The following is a 23,074-nucleotide window of genomic DNA, read 5'->3' as shown; positions in this document are numbered from 1 at the left end:
ATCGGGGAGCGGGCCACGAACCCCGCTCCCCTCCGCTGGGAGGCGCTAGATCTTGAAGATCCGGCGACGGGTTCCCTCGAGACGCTGAAGAATGGCGTCCCGGCGCTCCGGCTTGGCCATGAATTCCTGGAAGCCGACCAGGCCGGCCTGGGCCATGTCGGGATCGGTATCGCGGTCGTAATATTGCGATGTGCCGGCCACCGTCTTCAGGCTTTCCACAGCTGCGTTGACCAGCGGGTCCTTGCTGGCCGGAAGGTCGTTGCGCGGCGGAACGTTGCCGCCAGGTTCCAGATAAGGGCCGAAATTTTCCGGCTGGTAGAAGAAGGCGAGGAACTCGCGGGCACCCGCCTTGTTCTTGGCGTTGGCCGGGATGTGGACCGAATTGACCGAGAATTCTTCGTAGCGGTCGAGGGCGCCGTCAATCTTCGGGAAAGGGGCGAATGTCAGCTGCTCGAGATCCTGCTCAGGGAAAGTAGCCTTCACGAAGGCACCGAGGTTCATCATGCCGGCCTTCTTCTGGGCGAGGAAGGCGCCGGCCTCCTGCCAGCCGAACGACGTCTGATCCGGCGTGAAGAAACCCTGCCTGATCAGCTCCTCCCAGTGGTCGAAAACAGGCTTCAGTGCCGGGTCGGTATAGGCCATCTTGCCGTTCATCAAGGCGAAGTGCTTGTCGAGACCGTTGATGCGCAGGTTCATCTGATCGAACCATCCGGCCGCCGGCCAGAGTTCCTTGGTGCCGATGCTGACGGGGATTAGGCCTGCGGTCTTGGACTTCTGGCCGTAAGCCAGGAATTCGTCCCAGGTCGCCGGTACCGTAAGTCCGTGCTCGGCAAAGACGTCCTTGCGATAGAACATGCCCCACATCGTGCCGCCAGTCGGCAGGCCATACTGCTTGCCGTCGACAGTGACGGCACCGGTCGTGGCACCCAGCACGTCCTTGTACTTTTCCTTCTCGAACAGATCCGAAATGTCGTCGAACAGGCCGCGGGTGACGAAGGCACGCATGCGGTTTCCGGAGAACCAGAAGCAGACATCCGGCGCGCCGGCGACAAGGTAGTTGCGGATCGCGGTCTTGTGGGCCTCGTGATCCATGTTGTTGATTACAACTTTGGTGCCTGACTGCTTCTCGAAATCGGCCGCGATGCGCCGCAAAATCTGCAGGGCATCGGCATTGTTTTCGTCTGAAATGATGCTGACTTCGCTCGACTGGCTGAGTGCCGGCATCGGGAAGCCCGCGAGGGCTCCAGCGGAAATGCCCCCAGCTCCCTTCAGGAAATTGCGCCGCGTCGACGGCTTTTCAATCCACTTGAACGTCATTGTTACTCCTCCCGTGTTGTCAATTCTCTACTGGCACACCGGCCGGCGCGGTTGTTCTTCTCAACGGCGCGGCTCACCTCCCGGGCAAGAGAATATGCTTGCCCGCTCCTTCAGAGCGCGGTGACATTGCTAACCGGATTAATTTCGCTGACCCCCGGTTCGGGTGTTGAACAGTCGGGCAAACTTATGCATATGTTTTCTCGAGAGGCAATAATTAATTTACAAAATTAAGAAAGCGGATCCGTGAAGCTCAAGGGTGACCCGAGCACGACTCGGGCGATGAACCGCAGACTGATCCTCAATCTCTTGCGGCAGGAAGGAGCGCGCAGCCGGGCCGACATAGCGTCAGTTACCGGCCTTAGTCCGGCAGCGGTCACCTTCGTCGTGGCCGACCTCATCGAGGAGGGCCTGCTGATCGAAGGCAAGACAGTCGTGGGCTCGGCCGGGCGCCGCCCCATCCCTGTGGATATCAACTATGCCAACGGTCTTGCCATAGGCTTCAAGCTGATGGTCGGATCGGTCGAATGCGTGGTCACCGATCTTGCGACCAATCCGCTGGGCTCGATGCGTGTCAAGCTCTCGGACAGCGATCCAGACCGTATCATAGCGACCTTGGCCAAGGCGGTGCCGGAGCTGATTGCGATTGTCGATCGGCCCGGCGCCAGGCTTGCCGGGATCGGCGTTTCAATGCCTGGCGTCATAGACAACCAGAAGGCTGTGTGTATCCGCAGCAATCGCTACAACTGGGACAACGTTCCCCTTGGCCCGATGCTGGCCGAACGGGTAGACGTCCCCGTGTGGCTTGAGGACGACACCAATGCCTATGCCATTGCCCAGCAACTCTTCGGCCTGGGACGCCAGCACCGCCATATGGCTGTGCTGGCGATCGGCGTCGGAATCGGCTGCGCGCTCGTCTTCGATGGCAAACTCTATCGCGGCGCGAACGGTGCCGCCGGCAAGTTCGGCCACAGCTCTTATGAGGAGAACGGCCGCCTTTGCGAGTGCGGAAAACGCGGCTGCCTGATGGCCTATTACGCCGAGCCGGCGATCCTGCGCACCTGGCGTGAAGCCACCGGACACGACGAAACGGATAGCAAAGTCAGCCTTATGGCAGCCTTGGCAGACCGCGAACCGCGAGCCGTCGCCATTCTCGAAGAAGCCGGACATGGCATCGGCCGGCATCTCGCCAACCTTGTCAACATCACCGACCCGGAGGTCATTGTCGTCGGCGGTGAAGCCGTGTCGTTTGGCGATGCGCTGTTTGGCCCAATGCGGCTGACGCTTGGGAAAAATACCTTTCGCGCGGCACCACCAATGCTGCTGGACTGGGAGGACAATTCCTGGGCAAGGGGAGCGGCTGCTCTCGTAACGCAGAAACTCTTTGATTTCGAAACATCTGCCGGCAACGCCGCTCCGCTTTCAAAGCCGGCCCTATGGTCGGCATAGGCGAGTGAAATAGACAGCCCTGCGCCTCAGGCCGCCCGAACGCTGCGCGCTCCACGCGCCCAGGCCGGCAGCCAATCGCCATGCGCAACCAGCAAATCATCGACCAGCGACCATATCTGGTCGAGGTCGAGCTCGGCCGCCGTGTGCGGGTCCATCATCGCCGCGTGATAGATGTGCTCGCGGTTCTCGGTCATCAGCGCCTGGACCGTCAGCTCCTGGACGTTGATATTGGTGCGGATCAGCGCGGTGAGCTGCACCGGCAGGTCGCCGATGAACGTGGGTTGAATGCCGGAGGCGTCGACGAGGCACGGCACCTCGGCCGCGCAATTATATGGCAATGACGTGATGCAGCCATTGTTGCGGACGTTGCCGTAGATCACCGACGGCTCGCCGGTCCAGACCGAGTTCATGATCGAGGACGCATATTCCTTCGACTGCTCCACTTCGATCTTGTCAGCCGAGCGATAGGCTTCCGCTTGCCCCTTCCAGCGTTCGATCTGCTCGATGCAGCGCTTCGGGTATTCGTCGAGCGGGATACCGAATTTCTCGATCAGATCCTCGCGCCCGTCCTTGATGAAATAGGGCGTGTATTCCGCGAAATGTTCGGAGCTCTCGGTGACGAAGTAACCGAGGCGCTTCAGCATCTCGTAGCGCACCTTGTTCGGGCAGCGCGGATTCCATCCAGGCTTCGGCGCCCGCCCTTCGCTGTAGGCGCGCAGCAGATCCGGATAGAGATTGCGGTAGGAGCCGTCCGGCTGGCGATGCTCGAACTTCAGGTAGAAGGCCATGTGATTGATGCCGGCCGAGCGGTAGCGAATCTCCTCGTAGGGAATGTCGAGATCATGCGCCAGTTCCATCGCCGTGCCTTGCACCGAATGGCAGAGGCCGACCTGCTTGATGTCGGGGTATTTCTCCGCGATCGCCCAGGTGTTGATCGCCATCGGGTTGACATATTGCAGCATGATCGCCTGCGGGCAGACCGCGAGCATGTCCTCGCAGATCTTCCAGAGATGCGGCACGGTTCTCAACCCTCGCATGATGCCGCCGACACCGAGCGTATCGGCGATGGTCTGGCGCAGCCCGTATTTCTTCGGAACTTCGAAATCAGTTACCGTGCAGGGCTCGTAGCCGCCGATCTGGAAGGCGACGACGACGAAATCGGCGCCCGCCAGCGCCTTGCGCTGGTCCGAATAGGTTTCGGCTTTGGCCTTTACGCCAAGCGTCGAGATCAGCTTGCCGACGACGATTGCGCTTTCCTCGAGCCGTTGCGGATTGATGTCCATCAGCGCGATCGTCGAGCCGGATAAAGCCGGACGCTGCAATATGTCGCCGACGATGTTCCTCATGAACACCGTCGAGCCAGCTCCGATGAAAACGACCTTGGGATTTCTTGCCACAACAACCTCCGGCATAAGCAATTAGGCTACCTCGAAAGCGGCTTTGACCAGCCGTTCGGTGTAAGCGGTCTTGGGATGGGACAGGACTTCGTCGACCGGCCCCTCTTCGACGATCTTGCCGTGCTGCATGACGATGACGCGATGGCACAGCGCCCGCACGACCTTGAGGTCGTGCGAGATGAAGATGTAGCTCAGGCCCCGTTCGCGCTGCAGCTTGCGCAGCAATTCGATGATCTGCGCCTGGACCGAGAGATCCAGCGCCGATGTCGGCTCGTCGAGTACGATGAATTCCGGTTCGAGCGCGACGGCGCGGGCAATCGCAATACGCTGGCGCTGGCCGCCGGAAAACTCGTGCGGGAAGCGCGACAGGATATCGCCGGGCATGCCGGCGCTGATCAGCGCCTCGCGCACCCGCTCGATCCGATCGTTCCTGGTGGCGCCCATGCGGTTGACGACCAGCCCTTCCTCGATGATCTGGCCGATCGTCATGCGCGGGTTGAGCGACGAGAACGGATCCTGGAAGACGACCTGCATGCGCGACCGCAACGGCCGCATCTGGGCGCGCGAACAGCCATGGATCGGCCTGCCATCGAAATAGATCTCACCGCTGTCCGTGGTGTTGAGCCTGAGCAACGCCTCGCCGAAGGTGGTCTTGCCCGATCCGGATTCGCCAACGAGACCCAGCGTCTCGTGCCGTCGAAGGGTCAGGCTGAGGCTGTCGACGGCGACGAATTCGCGCAGGTCCGGCCTCATGAACGTGCCATGCCGCAGCATGAAGGAGACGCGCACATTCCTAGCTTCAAGAATAACGTCGGCGCCTTCCGGCAACGGATTTGCCTGGCCGCGCGGCTCCGAGGCAAGCAGGTGACAGGTGTAGGGATGCTGCGGATTGGCGAACAGCTTCTCCGTCACATTGTGCTCGCGCATCTCCCCATGCTGCATGACGTAGACATAGTCGGAGAACTGCCGCACCACGGTCAGGTCATGCGTGATCAGGATCACCGCCATGCGCAGTTTCTTCTGCAGGTTTCGGATGAGATTGAGGATCTGCGCCTGAACCGTGACGTCGAGCGCCGTCGTCGGCTCATCGGCGATCAGCACATCGGGATCGTTGGCCAGCGCCATGGCGATCATCACACGCTGGCGTTGGCCGCCGGAAAGCTGGTGCGGGTATTGTTTCAGCCGCGCCTGGGGCTCAGGAATCTGTACCTGCTGCAGCAGCTCGAGCGCTCTTGCTTCGGCCTGCCTGCGGCTCATCTTGCGATGCACCCGTATCGCCTCGACGATCTGGCTGCCGATCGTGTAGATTGGGTTAAGCGAACTCATCGGCTCCTGAAAGATCATCGAGATCCGGTCGCCGCGCAGTTTGCGCCGCGCACGCTCGGAAAATTTCAGGATGTTCGCCCCGTTGTATTCGACAGTCGACTTCGGCGACACGACTGCGCGCTTCGACAACAGTCCCATGACGGTGCGCGCCGTCACCGACTTGCCCGATCCCGACTCGCCGACAATGGCGATCGTCTCGCCGCGATAGAGCTGGAACGAGATGTCCTTGACGGCTTCGATCATGCCGTGTTCGACCTTGAAATCGACGGCGATGTTGCGGGCATCGATGACCGGGTTTTCCGAACGGCCGTCATGGTCGAGCCGGACAGGCGGTGCGAAGGATTTGACGAGCGCGTGTTGCATCATGTCATGCTCAATAAGGATCGACCGCATCGCGCAGTCCATCGCCAAGCGCGTTGAACGCGAAGACGGTGACAAGCACGAAGCCGACCGGCGAAAGGATCCAGGGATAAGTGCCGATGACCGAATAGGTCGCGGTGTCTTGCAGCATCAGGCCCCAGGAGATCAGCGGCGGCTTCACCGCGAAGCCGAGAAAACCGAGGAAGGATTCGAGCAGGACGACGCTGGGGATCGCCAACGTGACCGCAACGATGACGTGGCTCATCACGTTTGGAAAAATATGCTGCATGATGATGCGGCCATCTGTGGCGCCGACCGCCATCGCCGCACGAACGTAGTCGATCCGCGCCAGTGCCAGGGTCTTGCCGCGCACTTCGCGCGACATCTGCGCCCAGCCGAGTGCCGACATGACGACGATCACGAAGGCCAGGAAAACATTCGTCGGCGCCGTCACCGGAACCAGCGAGGTCAGCGCCAGATAAAGCGGCAATTGCGGAAACGCGAGCACCAGTTCGACGAAGCGCTGGACCCAGACGTCGAATGTGCCGCCGAAATAGCCCGACACCATGCCGACCGTCGTGCCGATCACGGTGACGATGAAGACCACGGTCAATGCGATCATCAACGAGATGCGCGAACCATAGATCGCACGAGCCAGCACATCGCGACCGAATTTGTCGGTGCCAAGGAAGTGCACCGGCTGGCCGTCGGTCGAGCCGAAGAAGTGCCGGTTCGCGGGAAGCAGGCCGAGCAGTCTGTACTCCGCTCCCTTGACGAAGAAGCCGAGCAGCCGCGGATGGTCGTAGTCCGGCCCGACGACGGGTTGGAAGGTAACCGGGTCGAGGTCTTCCGAATCCGCCAGGGCATAGACGCGTGGCTGGAAGACGAAGTTGCCGTCCTTGTCATGGAAGCTCATCATCTGCGGCGGGGCGAAGCCGACATCGGTCACCTTGGGATCCATCGGTGCGAAGAAGTCGGCAAACACCGCCAGCAGCACCAGAAACGCGACCAGGATGAGCCCGGCCATGCCGGTCCAGGACCGTTTCAGGCGGCGCCAGACGAGTGCGATGTAACTCTCATTGCCGCGCGGCTTGATCTTGGCCGGTTCCTCGGCAAGTGGCGGCAGCGAGGGCTCGAAAGCAAGCATCTCAGGACCCTGCATATTGGCGCACACGCGGATCGAGCATGACGAGCAGCATGTCGGCGATGATGTTGCCGACGATCAGCGTCGCCGACAGCACCATCATGAATGTCGCCGTGACATAGACGTCGCCGACCGCCATCGAGCCAACGATCGCCGGGCCGACGGTCGGCAGGGCAAAGATGATCGCGGTCTCGATCTCGCCGGTCAGCATATAGGGCAGCACCACGCCCTGATACATGACCAGCGGATGCAGCGCATTGGGCACCGCATGGCGCATCACGACCGCACCACCGCTAAGGCCCTTGGCGCGAGCGGTTTCGACATATTGCGCGTTCAGCGTGTCGAGCAGATTGCCGCGCATCACCCGCATGTTGTAGGCGAGCCCGCCGAAGGTGGCGATGGCGACAACCGGCCAGACATGCCGGACGAGATCGACGAACTTCGCCCAGGACCACGGCGCCCCGCCAAATTGCGGCGAGAAGAAGCTGCCGATCTCGGAGACGTTGAACTGGAAGACCAGCAGATAGACGATGATCAGCGCCATCAGGAAGCGCGGCACCGTCATGCCGAGGAAGGAAATCGCTGACAGCGTACTGTCGATCCAGCTGTACTGCCTGGTCGCCGCCCATATGCCGAAGGTGATACCGAGGACCGAGGCCAGCAGATGGCACACCAGCGCCAGGAGCAGCGTGCGCGGCAGCCGCTCGCCCACCACATCGGCCACCGGCTTATTGTAATAGAGGCTGTAGCCGAAATCGCCGCGGGTGATGATGCCGCCGATCCAGTTGAGATACTGGACGGGCAGCGGCTTATCGAGACCATGTTCTATCCGATAGGCCTTGGCCTGCGCGTCGGCCTCGGCGAATGAGGCCCCGCCCTGATTGATCAACTGCGAGCGGATGTAGTCGGCATAGTCGCCCGGCGGCGCCTGGATGATGGCGAAGGTGACCAGGCTCAGAATGGCGAGGACCGGGATCGCCGACGCTATGCGCGTGAGCAGGAATCGCAACATCGGTCGGTCCGCTTCCTTGTCTGGCCGGTCGCTCTCTTTGAGCGTACGGAGGGTTGCTTTGTCCGGCCGCGCCAACTGGGGGGCCCGGAGTTCTCAGTCAGGGGAGGTAAACCTAGTTCATCGGGCCCTTGTCTCCGGGCTTGCCGGGAAGCTCTTCGGGGAACAGCTCGTATTTGGCCTGCTTGTCGGCAGCGACAAAGACCCGCTCGCGGACGATCGAATCCTCGGCCCAGTTGAACATGAAGATCGGCGTGCCCTGCGGGATGTTGGAGAAGCGTTTGTTGATGATCAGCGCGCCGGGATATTCCGTCAGGCCGACATTGTAGACGTGCTCGGTCGAGATCTTCTGGAAATCTCTCATGAGGCTGGCGCGCTCGTCATTGTCCGCGGACGAGACAAATTTGTTGACGATGTCGACGAGGTCCTTCTCGAAAGGCATCATATCGACCTCGCCGTTTTCCGGCGCACGATGGTCCCAGCTAGTCCGCGGACCGACCGGGGCCAGTTGATCGGTATTCTGGACGACGGAAGTCAGCTCCTGATCGTTGCGCCGTACCAGCCAGTCGAAGCGGCCGGAGTATTGCGAGGCATCGCGCTGGGTGCCGTTGAGTCCGTTCAGCACGATCCGCAGCCCTAGCTTTTCCATCTGGGCGACGACACCTTCGGCAAGGCTCTTGTCGGTGGTGTAGTCGTTGTTGACGAGCATCACGATCTCGACATTCTTGCCGCCGGCGGTACCTGCAGGAAAATTGACGAAGCCGTCGCCGTCCGTGTCCTTCAGGCCTGCCTTGGCGAGTTCCGCCTTGGCGCCTTCGAGATCGAAGGGGTAGTAGACCGTCGACTTCCGGTCGTAGAAGCTCGTGCCCGAGGATAAGCCGCCCGGATAGATGGCAGTGAACGGACCCTTGACCAGCGAGTCGCCGAGCGCCTTGCGGTTGAGCGCCATGGTGACGCCCTTGCGGAAGTCCTCGTTGCGGTTCAGCTCGCGTATCGCCTGTCCGCGCTCGTCGGGGTTGCCCCAGCCATTGGCTGAGAAATTCATGCGCAGATTATAGCCGATCAGCCGCGCGCCGAACGCAAGCCGTGCCGGTGCGTCCTTTTGCGCCGCGCGCTTCAGCGAGGCGACGAAGTTCTCCGGTTGCTCCAGATTGGAGAAGTCGCCGGCGCCCGCGACGGCCTGAACGTCGCGGTCGGCCCAGGTCGACAATTTGTAGTGCAGTTCATTGAGATACGGCAGCTGGTTGCCCTTCTCGTCGACCTTCCAATAGTACGGATTGCGACGCATGACGATGATGTCGTCGGGGCGGTATGCCACCGGCACCCAGGCACCCATCACCGGCATGTTCATATATTCCGGCGGGAACGCGTTCTTGAACTGCTCGTAGGTGTTCTTCGAATATTTCGGATGCTGCGGCTTGAGGATATGCGACGGGCCAGGGCAGAAGGTGCCGTAAGCCATGGCGTAAAGGTATTGTTTCGGAAAGGCGTCCTTGAACGTCCATTCGACGGTGTAGTCGTCGATTTTCTTCAACGTCGTGCCGACGCCGAAGGTCTCCTGCGTCGCGCCGTTCAGCGGCGACACATTAGGGTCGATCACCTCGTCGTCCCAGTAGAACATCACATCGTCGGCGTTGAACGGAACGCCGTCCGACCATTTCGCGCCCTCGACCAGATGCATCGTCAGCGTGTGGCCGTCCTTGGACCAGTCCCAGCTCCTGGCGAGGTTAGGCAGCGGCTCCGTGTCCTTGGCCTCGACCTGGAAAAGCGGCGCGGTGCGCGTCAGGCATTCGGAAAGACCGATGTCGATGCCGCCCCAGCCTTGCGTCTGGCCAGCGCCATAATTCCAGCCTTCCGGCCGGCCGCCGATGACATGGCGCATCGTATCGCCGTAAACGCCGATGCCATCCGGCATGTTGCCGGTCTTGAAGACCAGCGGCTCCTTAGGCAAACGGTCCTTGACCGGCGGCAGCTTGCCCGCCTTGACGTATTTCTCGGTGACCCAATCCGGTTCGTGATATTCCGGCAGTGCCTTGAATTCCAGGATGGAGTCGCGCGCGACGTATTTGATCTTTCCCTCGGCGGGGAATTGCGCGGGCACCGGCGGCACGGTCGGCTCGGATGCATACGCGTTCAGCGCCGAGGCCGAGACGCTAAGCGCCAGCCCGGCGAGAATGCCAATGTTTCGAAAATTCCTCATCGTCTCTCCTCCCTGTTGTTCAGGAGCGCGTTGACGCCGCTCCATTTCTCCTCGAACGAATGTACAGACGGGTGCGGAAAATCCTCCCGAAAGCTCGCCGCGATCCACCCGGTGAAATTCACACGGCCTGCTTGAGAGCCGCTTTTTCCGCACGCAACTCCTCGATCGAACGGACGTCGCGCCGTGCCGCGCCAGCCCATTCGCGGGTCTTGACCCTGGATTTCGAAAGCCGCTCCTTTGCAGCCGGCACGGCGCCCGCATATTGCGGCAGCCAGCGTGCCTGGGCGACAACCATCTCGTCCACCATCTGCCAAACCTCTTCCGGCGTCGAGACGGCGCCGACCAGCGGGTCGTGCAGGACCGCGAGTTTCAGCAGGTCGATGTCGCCGGAGATCGCCGCGTGAACCGACATGCGCTGGACGTTGATCGAGGAAATGCAAGTGGCGGCGCAGGCCTCCGGCAGCGTGATGCCGGAGGCCATGTTGATACCGAAGCGGTCGACGAAGCCGGGCGACTCGACGATCGCGTCCTGCGGCAGGTTGGTGATGATGCCGTTGTTCTTGACGTTGAAATGGCCGCGATAAAGGCGGTTCGTCTCCAGCGCCTCGAGAATGTGGCTGGCATGCTCGTTGGAGCGCTTGGCGGGGTCTATCGGCCTGGCGGCGGATTCCAGAAATTGCGGGAACTCCGTTTCGAACCAGTTGCGTGTTTCGGTCGAATAACGAAGGTAGCCGCCGGTCTCGCCGTGGATCCAGTCGGACATGTCGATCCAGCGGGTGATTTCGTCCGGCCGCTTGCGATACCAGGGCAGGTATTCGGAAAGATGGCCGTTGCTTTCGGTCGAATAGACGCCGAAGCGCTTCAGGACATCGATGCGCAGCTTTTCCTGCTGCGAATAGACCGGATGCGCCTCGAAGGCGGCAACCAGCTCGTCCTTACCGATCTTGCGGCCGTTGAGACGCAGGTCGATGAACCAGGTCTGGTGATTGATGCCGGAGCAGACGTAGTCGAGCTCGGTGCGCGACTTGGCGCCGAGCACTTCGGCGATCTGGTCGGCGCCATGCTGGACGCCGTGGCAGAGGCCGACGGTATCGACCCTGCCATATTCGATCGCCGCCCAGGTGTTCATGGCCATCGGATTGGCGTAGTTCAGGAATTTCGCCCCAGGCTCGGCGACTTCGAGGATATCCTTGCAGAAATCGAGGATCACCGGAATGTTGCGCTGGCCATAGAGGATGCCGCCGGCGCAGATCGTGTCGCCGACGCACTGGTCGATGCCATACTTCAAGGGAATGCGGATATCGTCCGCATAGGCTTCGAGACCGCCGACGCGAACGCAGCTGATGATGTAGCGGGCGCCCTCGAGGGCAGCACGGCGGTCTGTCGTTGCCGTAACCTTGGTCGGCAGCCTGTTGAATTCGACGACCCTGTCGAGGATCGACTTGATCATCTGGAGGTTGCGCTCGCTGAGATCGGTCAATGCGAATTCGACATCCCTGAATTCAGGAACGCACAAAATGTCGGTGAAGAGCTTCTTGGTGAACCCGACGCTTCCCGCACCGATGATAGCGATCTTGAAACTCATCAGCCTCACCTCGACCTGATCGAATGCTAGGGCAAAGGCGGCGAAAAGAGGCCTGGCCCGCCTGCCACGCTATGCAGGCTGGAATCCGGCACTTCCTCCCATCCGCTCTTTGACCGCGGTTTCTTTTGCTTTTCTCGAGGGATTATGCGCCTTATTCGGCACGCGACCAGAGAAGGATTATGCTTTTAGGGGTAATTTTGTGCTGCGGAACTTGATCGACATCGGGCCGGCGGGCAGGACGGTATCGCTGCCGCGCGGGCGCCAGCGCCTACACACCATGCCGACAAGCACCGGCTATGAAGTGCGCGAGAACGAGGTCTACGACTGGGATGGGCGCAAGCGCGGCCTGACGCCGTTTACCGTGCTCCAGCATACGATCAGCGGCACCGGCCGATTGCGCTACGAGAACCGGAACTACCGCCTGCAAAAGGGCGACACTTTGCTGGTTCTCGTGCCGCACAACCACCGTTACTGGCTGGCCAAGGGCGAACGCTGGGAGTTCTTCTGGATATCGATGAACGGCGAGGAGGCACTGCGCATCCACAAGTCGATCCTTGCCGCCGTCGGTCCGGTGCTGCGGCTGCAGCCCTCGACGATCGATCATCTGGCTGATTGCAGTGTGCGCCTGATCACGGGCGCGGTCTCGCCGGGAGCCGCCTCGGCCGTCGCCTATGAAGCAGCCATGGCGCTCTACGACGATGTCTTCGGCTCGCATGCCGTCACCGACGACAAGAGCGCCATGCAGCCGGTCATCGATCACATCAGGGCCAATCTCGACAGGCCGCTCCGCGTTGCCGATCTCGCTGAGATCAGCGGCCTGAGCCGCGCGCATTTCTCGCGCTGCTTCGCCGAGAGTGAAGGTCTTCCGCCCGCCGAATTCGTGCTGCAGCAGCGACTGCAGCGCGCGGCGAAGTTGCTCACGAAGGCCGATTTCCTGCCGGTCAAGGAAGTCGCCATCATGTGCGGCTTTGAGGATGCCAATTACTTTTCGAAGGTCTTCCGCCGCCTCTACGGCATCAACCCGACGCAATTCCGCACCAACGGAATGTATGCCAGCCTGGGAACCGCCCGATAGATTGGCACCGCGCGTGGCGTCGGAAGCGGGAACGCTTTTGCTTCCCCTTGGTTTAGGACAAGAGAGCCTGCTCGCCCCTGCGGCAACCCGCTCTTGGCGGAGATCAGGTCACAGTTGTCAGGGGAGTGATCGATGAACAATCCCGATCCGAATAACCCGAATCCACTGCCGGACAATCCCAATCCGGAGCCGGCCCGGCCGCCTGCCCCGCCGGAGACTCCGCCGGGAGAACCTCCAGGCGTACCCCCGCCCTCGCCGGATCCAATTCCGACGCCGGACCAGGAGCCGATCGGAGTTCCTCCCGGCACGCCTTCCGAAATTCCTTCGGAACCGACCTTTCCCGGGCCGACCGCCTGAAGGGCGGTCGGGTGGAGGATGGCAAGGGTGATTTCGGCGAAGCGCTCGAAACGGGTCTTGCCATGGAACGTTTTGCGCTGGCGCTCATTCACCCTTTCATCATGGAAACCCGCGGCGGGCCCTGCAACCAAGGGAGGTTAAAATGAAAGTTAGCAACTGCATGACAAAGGACGTCGAGATCGCCAGTCCGCAGCAAACCCTGCGCGATGCGGCAGAAATGATGGGTCGCCTCGACGCCGGCGCAATGCCGGTGGGCGAGAACGATCGGCTTGTCGGCATGGTAACGGATCGCGACATCGCAATCCGCGGCGTCGCCCAAGGCAAGACACCTGACGCCAAGGTACGGGAAGTGATGAGCACCGAGGTCAGGTATTGCTTCGAAGACGAAGACGCGGAGGATGTTCTGCGTAACATGGCTGACCTGAAAGTGCGCCGCTTGCCGGTGCTGAACCGCGACAAGCGCCTGGTCGGCATCGTTTCGCTGGGCGACCTCGCCACCAACAGCGAAACGGCGACAGCAGGTGAAGCGCTGAGCGGCATCTCGCAACCCGGCGGCGAGCACTCGCAAACGATACACTGACGGCGCACCACCGGCCGGCCTTTGCTACGATCGAACCGCCGGCTGGATAGACGCCGGCCTGCCGGCGAAACTGTTCAGAGCGAACTGGACTGCAACCCGACGAGGAGCAAGCCATGATTACGATGAAGGCCGTCCGTATCCACGATTTTGGTGGACCGGAGGTTCTTTCGCTGGACGCGGTTCCGTTGCCTCAGCCGCATGACGACGAGGTCACGCTCAAGGTCTACGCGGCAAGCGTCAATCCCGTCGACTACAAGGTTCGCGAGGGCTCTTCGGGCGCGGATCTGCCCGTCACGCTCGGCCGCGACGTATCCGGCGTGGTGGAACTGTGCGGCACGCGGGCCCATATGCTGAAGAAGGGCGATCCACTATATGCCATGCTCGGCAACGACCGCGGCGGCAACGCCGAATATGTCGTCGTCAAGGCAACGGAGGCGGCAGCGAAACCGCAACGCTTAAGCCACGCCGAAGCCGCCGCCGTGCCACTTGCGGGCCTTACCGCGTGGCAAGGCCTTTTCGATCACGGCGGCCTCAAATCCGGGCAGCGGGTCCTTATCCATGGCGGCGCCGGCGGCGTCGGTCATCTGGCGGTGCAGTTCGCAAAGGCCGCGGGCGCGTTTGTCGCGACGACCGTGTCCGCGCAGGATTTCGAGTTCGTCCGCGCGCTTGGTGCCGACCAGGCGGTCGATTACAAGAACCAGCGCTTCGAGGAGCTTGTCGAGGACGTCGACCTCGTCTTCGACCTGGTAGCGGGTGAAACACAGGACCGCTCGTGGGACGTGCTCAAGCCCGGCGGGACGCTCGTCTCAACGCTTTCCGAACCGTCGGCGGAGAAGGCCCGCCTGCATCGGGCTCGCGGCGTTTCCTATTTGACCAAGCCGAACGCGGCGCAGCTTGCCGAGATCAGCCGCCTCATCGACGCCGGGAAGGTCAGGCCATTCGTGCAGGCAATCTATCCTCTTGAGGAAGTCGCCAGGGCCGAGGAACAGCTCGAGAAGCAGCACACGCGCGGCAAGATTGTGCTTCAGGTAGCTGCCTGAGCACTCGCCGAACAACAGGCCGCAGGCCAGTTTGCGGAGTGCTCGGACACAGGCCGTTTTCTGCTGTCCAGAAGCCCGGCGGCCGAGAGTTTGACACAGGACGGCGCGCCGGGCCTGGCCGGCTTAGGCAGGTGCCGGCTGAAGCAGCATGCGCCGGGTTTGCCGGGATGCGCAAATCAAACAAATCAAGGAGATGCAACGGATTGTGAGGCACGTCGCGACGACACCGTCGCACGGCCGCGATTAGTTAACTGCGAAGCGAAGGGCACAGCGTTTACCGAAAGGCGGGCTAGGTTCCTACCGGCCGCAAGCCGCAAAAACCGCTTCAAACTGTCGGAAACCGGCGATAGGTTCGAACCATGTCTCAACCCGCCAATCCGATCTCCATTGCCCGTCGCGATCAGATGTTTCCAGTGCTGGCTGAGGCGGACCTGGACCGCATGGGCCGTTTCGGCGAAGCCGTGTCCTATGCTGCAGGCGAACAGATCGTCAAAGCCGGCGAGCTGGCGCCCGGTCTGATCGTGGTCCTGTCCGGCAAGGTGGATATCATCCAGGGCGGCAGCTTCGGCCGGCGCGAAACCATCGTCACGCATCGTGCGGGCAATTTCGTCGGCGAGTTGGCGCAGCTTTCAGCCCGGCCCTCACTGGTGGATGTGGAGACGGTCGAGCCGGTCGAGGCGCTCGTCATCCCCTCGCAAAGGCTGCGGGATCTGATGGTGCAGGAAGCAAACCTCGGCGAGCGCATCATGCGGGCGCTGATCCTGCGCCGTGTCGGCCTGCTCGAGAGCGGCACAGCCGGACCGATTATTGTCGGACCGGTCGACAGCGGCGACGTATTGCGGCTGCAAGGTTTCCTGGCCCGCAGCGGTCAGCCGCACCGGGTTCTCGATTCTGCTACCGATCCCTGCGCCAGGACGCTGATCGAACGCTTCCATGTCGATATCCACCATTTGCCGATTGTGCTCTGTCCGAACGGCAAGCTGCTGCTCAATCCCGGAGAGAACGAGCTTGCCCGCTGCATCGGCCTGGTGAGGCCGATCGACTCCGGCAAGCTGTACGACGTGGCCATTGTCGGCGCCGGACCGGCCGGCCTCGCGGCGGCCGTCTATGCGGCTTCCGAAGGGTTGTCGACGATCGTGCTCGATTGCCGTGCCTTTGGCGGACAAGCGGGCGCCTCCTCGCGCATCGAGAACTATCTCGGTTTCCCGACCGGCATTTCGGGAATGGCGCTGATGGCGCGCGCTTACAATCAGGCGCAGAAATTCGGCGTCGAGATGGTGATACCGGACGAGGCGAAGCTGCTGGGCAGCGCAAGCGACGCGTCCGGTGCCCACTACACGCTCGCCGTCGGCGGCGGGGAGACCGTGCGGGCACGGTCGGTGGTGATCGCCAGCGGAGCGCGCTATCGCCGCCTCGACATGGCAAACCTGGCGCAATTCGAGGGAACCTCCGTGCATTACTGGGCTTCGCCGATCGAAGCGCGGCTTTGCGCCGGGCAAGAGGTAGCCCTGGTCGGCGCCGGCAATTCGGCTGGCCAGGCTGCCGTCTACCTGGCGGCGCATGTGAAGAAGGTATGGCTGCTGGCGCGCGGCAGCAGCCTCGATGCGAGCATGTCGCGCTATCTGGTGGAGCGCGTCAGGGCACAGCCGAACATCGAAGTGCTGGCTGAGACGCAGATTGCGGCACTGGAAGGCGACGACGGCAATCTTAGCAAAGTGCGCTGGCGCAACCGCGACACCGAGACAGCACGTCCGATCCGCCACCTCTTCCTGTTCATCGGCGCCGATCCGAACACCGACTGGCTGGCGCAATGCGGCGTGGCGTTGGACGCGAAGGGCTTCGTTCGCACCGGGCCTGACATTGGCCAGGAACGTGGTGCACTGGAGACGAACCGCGGCGGGGTGTTCGCCATCGGCGACGTGCGCTCCGGGTCGATCAAGCGCGTCGCCGCTGCCGTCGGCGAAGGCGCCCAGGTGGTTGCAGCGCTGCATGCATATCTCGCGCGAAACGGCAGTCTCGCCGTGGCGCCACAACTGGTCAGGAGCGTATGATGGCAGACGAATGCAGGCACGCCGGGGACATTCGCGACGTGACACCGAGCACGCTCGGCTGCGAGGAATGTCTGAAGAGCGGTTCGCAGTGGGGTGCATCTGCGGCTCTGCCGCACATGCGGCCATGTCGGCTGCTGCGACGACTCGCCCAACCGTCATGCCACCAAACATTTTCGGGCAACCGGCCATCCTGTCATCGAAGGCTACGACCCGCCGGAAGGTTGGGGATGGTGCTACATCGACGAGATCTTCCTCGACCTCGGCGACCGCACCACGCCGCAAAACGGTCCGATACCGCGCTTCATTTGAGCTTCGCGAGCGGGCCGCTAGAGCAATTCCAGGAAAAGTGTGAACGGGTTTCGTCCGGAATTGCGTCAAAACAAAAGATGGAGCTGTTCGGCGTTTCCGTGAAACGATGGATCGTTCTAGTCCAAGGCTGCTTCGGCTTGAGTGGGCGTATCGCGTCCCTCTGGTGGTGCCGATGAACGCTCGCGTATATGCCTGACGGTCTGGAGGACACGATCGGCAAGAGATGCAAGCGCACCCTGTGCCGTGCGCGTCCCGATGACGGATTCCAGCGTAACCGACTGCGTTGAGAATTTGTGTTTGAACGACTCTGCGCCACAGAGGAAATCGACCATGCTCAAGCCGTGATCGATCGACCACTGCACGTAATCCATCAACAGGATCACACCCGGCGACGCCCGGCCGAAATCCGGATCGAACGTCGTCACGAAGGCCATCATCATGTCGTGCTGGACGAAGTTGATCGACACCGCGACCATCACGCCATTGCATTCGAGGACGAAGATATGCAGCACGCCGGCGCGCGCCAACGCATCGACGAGCGCGGCGAGTACCGGCACGCCCTCTTCGAACAGGTCTGATTCACGCATGCGCTCGGTCAGCCATTTCCGCTTCAAGGCCGCGAGGCGCTCCAGTACCGGTTGCAGCGGCTCGTCGGGGGCAAGCAGGCGAAATCTCACCTCTCCGGTTTCTTCCAGCGCCTTGATGCCGCGCCGATAGTTCTGGCGCGTCTTTTTCGACTGGTCCGCCAACCATGCCGCTCCGCTTTCCCATTGTCCGGCAACGCGATAGCTGACTTCCGTTCGGTGAAAGTGACGAAGCCTGATGCCGCCGGAAGCTCCCGGCGTGAAAATTTTGCGGGCCGCCGCATCCGGCGAGAGACGACTGATCAAGGCAAGATCGAAGCCACCTGCATCGCAGAGTTGGGTCCATAGCTCCTGCAGCGCCGATAACGAGCATTCCGGAGCAACGAGAATATCCCCATAGTCGGTATAGCTGCCGGCCGCCCATTCGAGAAACCGCAGCCCCCTGCGCCTGCCGATCGCCAGCGGAACGACAGCAACGAGTCTCTCGCCCTTCCAGACCAGGCCGATCCGCAACGCGCGCTGGTCACGGCGTTGTACGGTACTCCACCATGCCGAAATCCAGGCATGGCTTTGAAAGATCAGCCCGTCGGTACGATGCCAAAGCTCCATCCAAGCGGCTTCGACCGCAGCCAGGCGATCCGCCGAACGGACGATTTCCAGGCGCTCCGCGCCTAGGACGTCGATGGAAACAGCGGTGTTCATGAAGGAGAACTGTCCTGTGGCTGCGCGACCACATTGGGCCGTCTGTGAAACAGTCGCATGACATGCCTTGCCATCTTCTTGAGCGGCAGGATGTAGAGCCCAAAGAGCGACTGGTAATCGCGCACATCGCGATCGACCAGGCCAAATTTCAGGTCTTCATCCGGCTCCGGGACAAATTGCGTTCCGAACAGACGATCCCAGAACGAAAAAAGCAGGCCGAAATTCTTATCGTAGTGACGAGGGTCGATGCTGTGATGCACCTGGTGCCAGTGCGGACACAGGATGATGTTGTTCAACGGGCCGAACGATATCTTGAGATGCGTATGGCGAACAAAGTCCATCATCAGGATGTTACGGATGACGTAGACGTTGATGCCGAAGATGGCGACCTCTACCGGATCGAGTGCGATCAGGCTCCATATCCCGAAGCAGATGCCCGGGATGACGCCATCCCACATACGGTTGATCAGATCGTCCAGCGGATGAACCCGGTCCTTGGTGATCCCCACCATCACCTCGGCCGAATGATGCACCTTGTGCAATTCCCACAGGAACGGGAAACGGTGCTGGGCGACGTGGTAGAGGTAGTATGAAATATCATAGGCGACCAGCATGGTTGCGGTGAAGATGACGATCGTCACCGGTCCCGCCGGGCCGCCGAGAAGCGGCGCGTGGATGTTAAGGAGCCAGCCAATTGCCTCGCGTGTGCCATAGCCCACCGCGACGACGAAGGTGACGCCGGCAGGAATAAGCAGGAAAGGCATCATCGCCCGTTTCGTGATCCAGAACAGGGCGTCGGCTCGCGCCGACGGGTGCAGGATGACTTCCTGTGGGAAGGCGAAGTCGAAAAAGTCCCTGAGGGACTTATGTTCGGCAGTTCGCCAGTAGCCGATCACCGCGCTGCCCAGTGCGGTGAGGAGAAGCAGGCCGAGCGTGGTCAGATTGACGTTCGAAAGCTTTTCCACAATCGCTCTGGCAAATTCGGAAAACATTGATGCAGCGGCTCCTGGTCGTAAGAAGGCAGTCTGGGTCGTAAGAAGGCGATCTGGCGAATAGCAAAGCACAAAATTCCCGCCAAACTCGCTACGCCGCCTGCAACCAGTGGCTGTTGCGGGCGCAGCGGGCAAAGCAGGCTGGATGGTGCGAGACTAGCAGATCAACGGTAACGAAACCGCTAAATGTCCAAACGTAATTAATGTCGAATACGGCCGGAACTCGCCCGGCAACTCTACGTTGGCACCGGTTTTTGCTGTTGCGGCGGGTGAATTGGGGCAAGATGGATATCGATTCCGGCTTCGCCCACTTCACCGTGCCAGGCGAGGCGTTCGGCTTGCTGCCTGGTGCCAAAACGCAGTGAAACCCAACCGCCTTGGCCTGGCATGTCACCGCCCGCGCCGATATCGAGCGCAGCATCAGGAAAGCGGATGGCCAACAGTACCTCGTCGCCGCGCAATACCGTGACCGTATCTTCGTGCCGGTCGGCATGGAGGCCGGCGGCCAGTTGGAAGACGATCTCGGACTGGCGCCTGCCGCCGAGCAGTTGGTCGGTGATGAGGATGCCATCGGCCTGGCGCGCCAAAGTGCGCTGATGCACGACGCCGAAGCGGCTTCTATAGCCGTCATGCCGGGCGCTCAGCCTCCAGCGCGGTCCCGGCTCGCTCTCCACCAGCGCTGCGACTGCCTTGTGCGACCAGTTGAAATTTCCAGCGATGGTGCTTTGGCTCTTGCCCTCGATGTTCAGCGTGTTGTGCGCCGGTGTGGAGCGGAACCAGTCGCGCCATGCGCCTCCCGAACCGTAGAGCCAGGTGCCGGGATCGACCAGCACCGGCTCATCGTCGATGCACAGGGTGAGCGACAGCGCGTCGGCATGGCCGTGCGCCGCTATCGAGAGATAGCCGAGCGGTCCATGGTCGAACGTCAGTTCGACATTGCGGCCATTCATTGCTCCGCGCCAGACGGAGAGCCCGCCTTGCGTGAATGTCCGCAAGCCATGCACCGCGGGCGCCGGGCCTGACGGCGCACCAAAGAAAAGCGAACGAAAATCGTCAGGCTCCGGCGCGTTGCCCGGCGTCCCCAGTAAGCCGTGGATGGCGGCCGCGACGGATCGGATATAGTTCGGCTCGTCGCCCAGCTTCAGCACATGGCCCTCATCGTCGTCGCCGAAGCGGGCGGCTTTCTGTGGCAGCCAGCCGACGAAATTGGCGAAGGCGCCCAGACGCGCTTCGACGGCCGAGGGAAACGGCGTTCCCGCCTGGCGTGCCGCGGCGGCGCACAGCAAGATGAGTTCGGCGCTGAAGGCTGCATAGGTCGGCGTTTGCTCGGCACCGGCGCCGTCGGCAAGAATCTGCTTGTGCGTCTCATTTAAGAGGGCGCTGCGGGCAATTTCGGATTCGGCCCCGAGCGCCTGGCCAACCAGATATTCGCCAGCCAACTCTGCGACGAGATGGTTGTTGGCGGAGGAATATCGCGACGGAAACCGCGGCAGCCAATAGGCGCTTGCCGCGAGTATCTCACCAGCTTTCCGCAGCGTCGCCGGGTCAAGCCGGTCACCGATAAGGTCTAGGGTGACGATCAGGCTGATGGCTCGCAACGCTACTTCGATGCCGGAAGCCCAGCCAATGCCTCGGAACGGCGGATTGGCGGAATGCCAACTGCCGATTGCCGCCTCAATGGCACTCCGGGATCGATTGTCCTCGCTGAGGAGCAGGTGTGCAGCCAGTACTGGCAATTGCTGCAGCCGGTTCACCTCCCAGACATATTTTATATCGCCAAGGTCGCCGCCATCGCGAAAATCGATATCGAACGTATGAGCCTCGGCGCCAGGCCAAAGCCTGCCGGTTACCGGATCAAGACGCCAAAGCTCAGCAGGAAACAAAAGATCGGGCTCACGCTTTGGCCATGTCCGCCCGAGTGCCGAAAACCGGCCATGAAGCATCTCTTGCGCGGCCGCCGCTATGGCCTGCCGTTGAGCGTCGGTCGCTGCCAGCGCAGCATGGCGAAATCCGGGCAGCACTGGGTACAACTGCGGCGATGGATAGCGCTCCCACCCATCATCGCGGCGGCGCGACGCGATCCTTCGACGTTGCTCGCCCAGCCGGTGCAACACCTCGGCCGGTCCCATGCTGCGCAATCGGTTGATGTACCAGCCGATTCTCATGCACGCCCCGTCAACGTTTCGGTCCTGTATACCATGCCGTCGAAAAGCTGCGGGCCGGCAATCTTCTTTCCCGTTCGTTGCGGTTAATATCTCCCGCGAGCATGCGGAGGGAGCGATGCGAAAAGCGGTGTATGTTGTTGCCTGGGTGCTCGTCTTGCTTGTGGCGGCCGAGGCAGAGCCCATCCCTCTCAAGCGCGGCGTTGGCGTGCATCAGTGGCTCAACTGGTCGCCGGTGGAGAAAGACGGAACCTACGTTTGGCCGCCCTATCGCAGCGAAAAGGAGTGGCTTGCGGAAAGCAGGCCGCTCACCGACTGGCCGGCCGGGGAGGTGTTTGCCCACATCCGATCGATGGGCTTCGACTTCGTCCGGCTGAGCGTCGATCCCGGCCCGCTGCTTGCCAGCGGGGACGCCAAGCGGCAGCAGGCGCTGGACATACTTGCCGCCGCCGTCGAGCGGATCACGTCGACCGGCCTCAAGGTGGTTTTCGACCTGCATGGCGTCACTCAGATTCCCGACTACAGCATGGAGATGATCTATGGCGGCGCCGACAGCGAGGGCGTTGCCCGCTATCGTCAAATGGTTGTGGCGGTCGCCGCCACGCTGGTCAAGATAGGCACCGACAAAGTCGCCCTCGAACCTTACAACGAGCCCGCATACTACCCTTGCGATGCGAGCGGCAGCGATCACTGGCAGCGGATCATGGCAGGGACCGTCCACGACATTCGAGCGGTCAGCAGCGAACTTACCATCGTTGCAACCGGCGCCTGCGGCGGCAGCATTGCCGGATTGGTCAACCTCAGCCCCAGCTTTGATGACCCAAACCTCTATTACAGCTTCCATATGTATGAGCCGCACAGCTTCACCCACCAGCGGCCGGATGACACGATCAGCTTTGCTTCGGGACTTCCCTGGCCGGCCGACAGCAGTACACCCGAAGTGGTGACCGAAACCCTTAGAGCGCGGATGGAAGCTGCCGGCTTGAGCAGGGTCGAGCAGGTCATGAACATGGCCACCGCGCGCCAAGCAATCGCGAACTATTTCGAGCAGAACTGGGGCCAGAGCCAACTGGAGGCGAGCTTTCGCCAGGCTGTCGACTGGGCTGAAGGCCATGGCATTCCCAGCCGGCGGCTCTTCATGGGCGAATTCGGCGCTATCCTCATGTCCGCGGACGGCCGCATGGGCGCCTTTGAGGCCGACCGTTCGCGCTATCTCAAGGCAGTGCGCCGAGAGGCCGAACGCTTCGCGATCCCATGGTCTGTCTGGGAGTTCTCCAATCCCTATGGGATGAGCCTCATCCCGCCCGATGGTCCCCCGGTTCCCGACCCGGAGATGCTGCAGGCATTGGGCCTGCCATAGGTGCCGTCACTCGCCCTCACCAGCGAACAACCGGTGGCGACCCCTGACCGCCAGGCTCGATCGAGGAACGGCCCGTGG

The 23,074-nt window shown here is 61.8% G+C and carries 16 protein-coding genes and 2 pseudogenes; 8 read left to right on the top strand and 10 right to left on the bottom strand.

Annotated features, from left to right (window positions below; all coding sequences use genetic code 11):
• Positions 1 to 45: 45 nt before the first annotated feature.
• Positions 46 to 1,317 carry an ABC transporter substrate-binding protein gene (locus NKI18_RS22015; protein WP_352622230.1) on the bottom strand — a complete coding sequence of 424 codons (1,272 nt, stop codon included), beginning with the start codon at positions 1,315 to 1,317 and terminating at the stop codon, positions 46 to 48.
• 243 nt (positions 1,318 to 1,560) lie between these two features.
• Here NKI18_RS22015 and NKI18_RS22010 point away from each other — a divergent pair, with 243 nt between their 5' ends.
• Positions 1,561 to 2,763, top strand: coding sequence for an ROK family transcriptional regulator (locus NKI18_RS22010; protein WP_352622228.1), 1,203 nt, complete (start codon positions 1,561 to 1,563; stop codon positions 2,761 to 2,763).
• Positions 2,764 to 2,789: 26 nt separating this feature from the next.
• Here the strand turns inward: NKI18_RS22010 and NKI18_RS22005 are convergent, their stop codons facing one another.
• The 6 genes from NKI18_RS22005 to NKI18_RS21980 form a co-directional block, all read right to left on the bottom strand.
• Positions 2,790 to 4,160, bottom strand: a complete 1,371-nt coding sequence (locus tag NKI18_RS22005; protein ID WP_352622226.1) for an alpha-glucosidase/alpha-galactosidase — start codon at positions 4,158 to 4,160, stop codon at positions 2,790 to 2,792.
• Positions 4,161 to 4,181: 21 nt separating this feature from the next.
• Positions 4,182 to 5,849: an ABC transporter ATP-binding protein gene (locus NKI18_RS22000; protein ID WP_352622242.1), complete on the bottom strand. Its 1,668-nt coding sequence runs from the start codon at positions 5,847 to 5,849 to the stop codon at positions 4,182 to 4,184.
• A 10-nt stretch (positions 5,850 to 5,859) separates the two neighbouring features.
• Positions 5,860 to 6,993 carry an ABC transporter permease gene (locus NKI18_RS21995; protein WP_352467677.1) on the bottom strand — a complete coding sequence of 378 codons (1,134 nt, stop codon included), beginning with the start codon at positions 6,991 to 6,993 and terminating at the stop codon, positions 5,860 to 5,862.
• A gap of 1 nt (position 6,994) precedes the next feature.
• Positions 6,995 to 8,002 carry an ABC transporter permease gene (locus NKI18_RS21990; protein WP_031211897.1) on the bottom strand — a complete coding sequence of 336 codons (1,008 nt, stop codon included), beginning with the start codon at positions 8,000 to 8,002 and terminating at the stop codon, positions 6,995 to 6,997.
• A 112-nt stretch (positions 8,003 to 8,114) separates the two neighbouring features.
• Complete coding sequence (locus NKI18_RS21985) at positions 8,115 to 10,199, bottom strand: ABC transporter substrate-binding protein (RefSeq protein ID WP_352619866.1); 2,085 nt, start codon at positions 10,197 to 10,199, stop codon at positions 8,115 to 8,117.
• Between the two features lie 118 nt (positions 10,200 to 10,317).
• Positions 10,318 to 11,784, bottom strand: coding sequence for an alpha-glucosidase/alpha-galactosidase (locus tag NKI18_RS21980; RefSeq protein WP_352619867.1), 1,467 nt, complete (start codon positions 11,782 to 11,784; stop codon positions 10,318 to 10,320).
• 71 nt (positions 11,785 to 11,855) lie between these two features.
• On the opposite strand from NKI18_RS21980, the pseudogene NKI18_RS21975 reads away from it, so the two are divergent.
• The 6 genes and pseudogenes from NKI18_RS21975 to NKI18_RS21950 all read left to right on the top strand — a co-directional run bounded on the left by NKI18_RS21975 (position 11,856) and on the right by NKI18_RS21950 (position 17,196).
• Positions 11,856 to 12,859: pseudogene (locus NKI18_RS21975) on the top strand (AraC family ligand binding domain-containing protein).
• Between the two features lie 368 nt (positions 12,860 to 13,227).
• The gene (locus NKI18_RS21970; protein ID WP_352619868.1) at positions 13,228 to 13,362 is read left to right on the top strand and encodes a hypothetical protein; all 135 of its coding nucleotides are present in this window, start codon (positions 13,228 to 13,230) and stop codon (positions 13,360 to 13,362) included.
• The gene (locus NKI18_RS21965) at positions 13,359 to 13,796 is read left to right on the top strand and encodes a CBS domain-containing protein (RefSeq protein WP_031211895.1); all 438 of its coding nucleotides are present in this window, start codon (positions 13,359 to 13,361) and stop codon (positions 13,794 to 13,796) included. Before NKI18_RS21970 ends, NKI18_RS21965 begins: the two co-directional genes overlap by 4 nt.
• A gap of 113 nt (positions 13,797 to 13,909) precedes the next feature.
• On the top strand, positions 13,910 to 14,836 hold the full coding sequence (locus NKI18_RS21960; protein WP_352619869.1) for an NADP-dependent oxidoreductase: 927 nt from the start codon (positions 13,910 to 13,912) through the stop codon (positions 14,834 to 14,836).
• A gap of 359 nt (positions 14,837 to 15,195) precedes the next feature.
• The gene (locus NKI18_RS21955) at positions 15,196 to 16,887 is read left to right on the top strand and encodes an FAD-dependent oxidoreductase (RefSeq protein ID WP_352619870.1); all 1,692 of its coding nucleotides are present in this window, start codon (positions 15,196 to 15,198) and stop codon (positions 16,885 to 16,887) included.
• Positions 16,884 to 17,196, top strand: a pseudogene (locus NKI18_RS21950) (UBP-type zinc finger domain-containing protein). Before NKI18_RS21955 ends, NKI18_RS21950 begins: the two are co-directional and overlap by 4 nt.
• 116 nt (positions 17,197 to 17,312) lie before the next feature.
• Here NKI18_RS21950 and NKI18_RS21945 read toward each other — a convergent pair.
• From NKI18_RS21945 to NKI18_RS21935, 3 genes are all read right to left on the bottom strand, one after another.
• Positions 17,313 to 18,482 (bottom strand): GNAT family N-acetyltransferase, encoded by a 1,170-nt coding sequence (locus NKI18_RS21945; RefSeq protein ID WP_352619871.1) that lies wholly within the window; start codon positions 18,480 to 18,482, stop codon positions 17,313 to 17,315.
• On the bottom strand, positions 18,479 to 19,474 hold the full coding sequence (locus NKI18_RS21940; RefSeq protein WP_352619872.1) for a sterol desaturase family protein: 996 nt from the start codon (positions 19,472 to 19,474) through the stop codon (positions 18,479 to 18,481). Before NKI18_RS21940 ends, NKI18_RS21945 begins: the two co-directional genes overlap by 4 nt.
• 236 nt (positions 19,475 to 19,710) lie before the next feature.
• Positions 19,711 to 21,639 carry a heparinase II/III family protein gene (locus tag NKI18_RS21935; protein WP_352619873.1) on the bottom strand — a complete coding sequence of 643 codons (1,929 nt, stop codon included), beginning with the start codon at positions 21,637 to 21,639 and terminating at the stop codon, positions 19,711 to 19,713.
• Between NKI18_RS21935 and NKI18_RS21930 the strand changes: the two genes are divergently transcribed.
• Positions 21,620 to 22,996 carry a glycoside hydrolase family 5 protein gene (locus tag NKI18_RS21930; protein WP_353020447.1) on the top strand — a complete coding sequence of 459 codons (1,377 nt, stop codon included), beginning with the start codon at positions 21,620 to 21,622 and terminating at the stop codon, positions 22,994 to 22,996. The genes NKI18_RS21935 and NKI18_RS21930 overlap by 20 nt on opposite strands.
• Positions 22,997 to 23,074: the final 78 nt, after the last annotated feature.

The organism is Mesorhizobium sp. M0800, from assembly GCF_040320095.1.
In the GTDB taxonomy this organism is placed as follows: Bacteria; Pseudomonadota; Alphaproteobacteria; order Rhizobiales; family Rhizobiaceae; genus Mesorhizobium.
This window is presented reverse-complemented; position numbering and strand designations above follow the sequence as displayed.

What these genes read in the sequence shown, in the direction of transcription:
- NKI18_RS21990 (WP_031211897.1), bottom strand. Translation starts at nt 8,002, where the DNA reads ATGTTGCGATTCCTGCTCACGCGCATAGCGTCGGCGATCCCGGTCCTC.
- NKI18_RS21930 (WP_353020447.1), top strand. Translation starts at nt 21,620, where the DNA reads ATGTACCAGCCGATTCTCATGCACGCCCCGTCAACGTTTCGGTCCTGT.
- NKI18_RS22015 (WP_352622230.1), bottom strand. Translation starts at nt 1,317, where the DNA reads ATGACGTTCAAGTGGATTGAAAAGCCGTCGACGCGGCGCAATTTCCTG.
- NKI18_RS21935 (WP_352619873.1), bottom strand. Translation starts at nt 21,639, where the DNA reads ATGAGAATCGGCTGGTACATCAACCGATTGCGCAGCATGGGACCGGCC.
- NKI18_RS21965 (WP_031211895.1), top strand. Translation starts at nt 13,359, where the DNA reads ATGAAAGTTAGCAACTGCATGACAAAGGACGTCGAGATCGCCAGTCCG.
- NKI18_RS21955 (WP_352619870.1), top strand. Translation starts at nt 15,196, where the DNA reads ATGTCTCAACCCGCCAATCCGATCTCCATTGCCCGTCGCGATCAGATG.
- NKI18_RS21995 (WP_352467677.1), bottom strand. Translation starts at nt 6,993, where the DNA reads ATGCTTGCTTTCGAGCCCTCGCTGCCGCCACTTGCCGAGGAACCGGCC.
- NKI18_RS21985 (WP_352619866.1), bottom strand. Translation starts at nt 10,199, where the DNA reads ATGAGGAATTTTCGAAACATTGGCATTCTCGCCGGGCTGGCGCTTAGC.
- NKI18_RS21960 (WP_352619869.1), top strand. Translation starts at nt 13,910, where the DNA reads ATGATTACGATGAAGGCCGTCCGTATCCACGATTTTGGTGGACCGGAG.
- NKI18_RS21940 (WP_352619872.1), bottom strand. Translation starts at nt 19,474, where the DNA reads ATGTTTTCCGAATTTGCCAGAGCGATTGTGGAAAAGCTTTCGAACGTC.
- NKI18_RS22000 (WP_352622242.1), bottom strand. Translation starts at nt 5,849, where the DNA reads ATGCAACACGCGCTCGTCAAATCCTTCGCACCGCCTGTCCGGCTCGAC.
- NKI18_RS21980 (WP_352619867.1), bottom strand. Translation starts at nt 11,784, where the DNA reads ATGAGTTTCAAGATCGCTATCATCGGTGCGGGAAGCGTCGGGTTCACC.
- NKI18_RS21945 (WP_352619871.1), bottom strand. Translation starts at nt 18,482, where the DNA reads ATGAACACCGCTGTTTCCATCGACGTCCTAGGCGCGGAGCGCCTGGAA.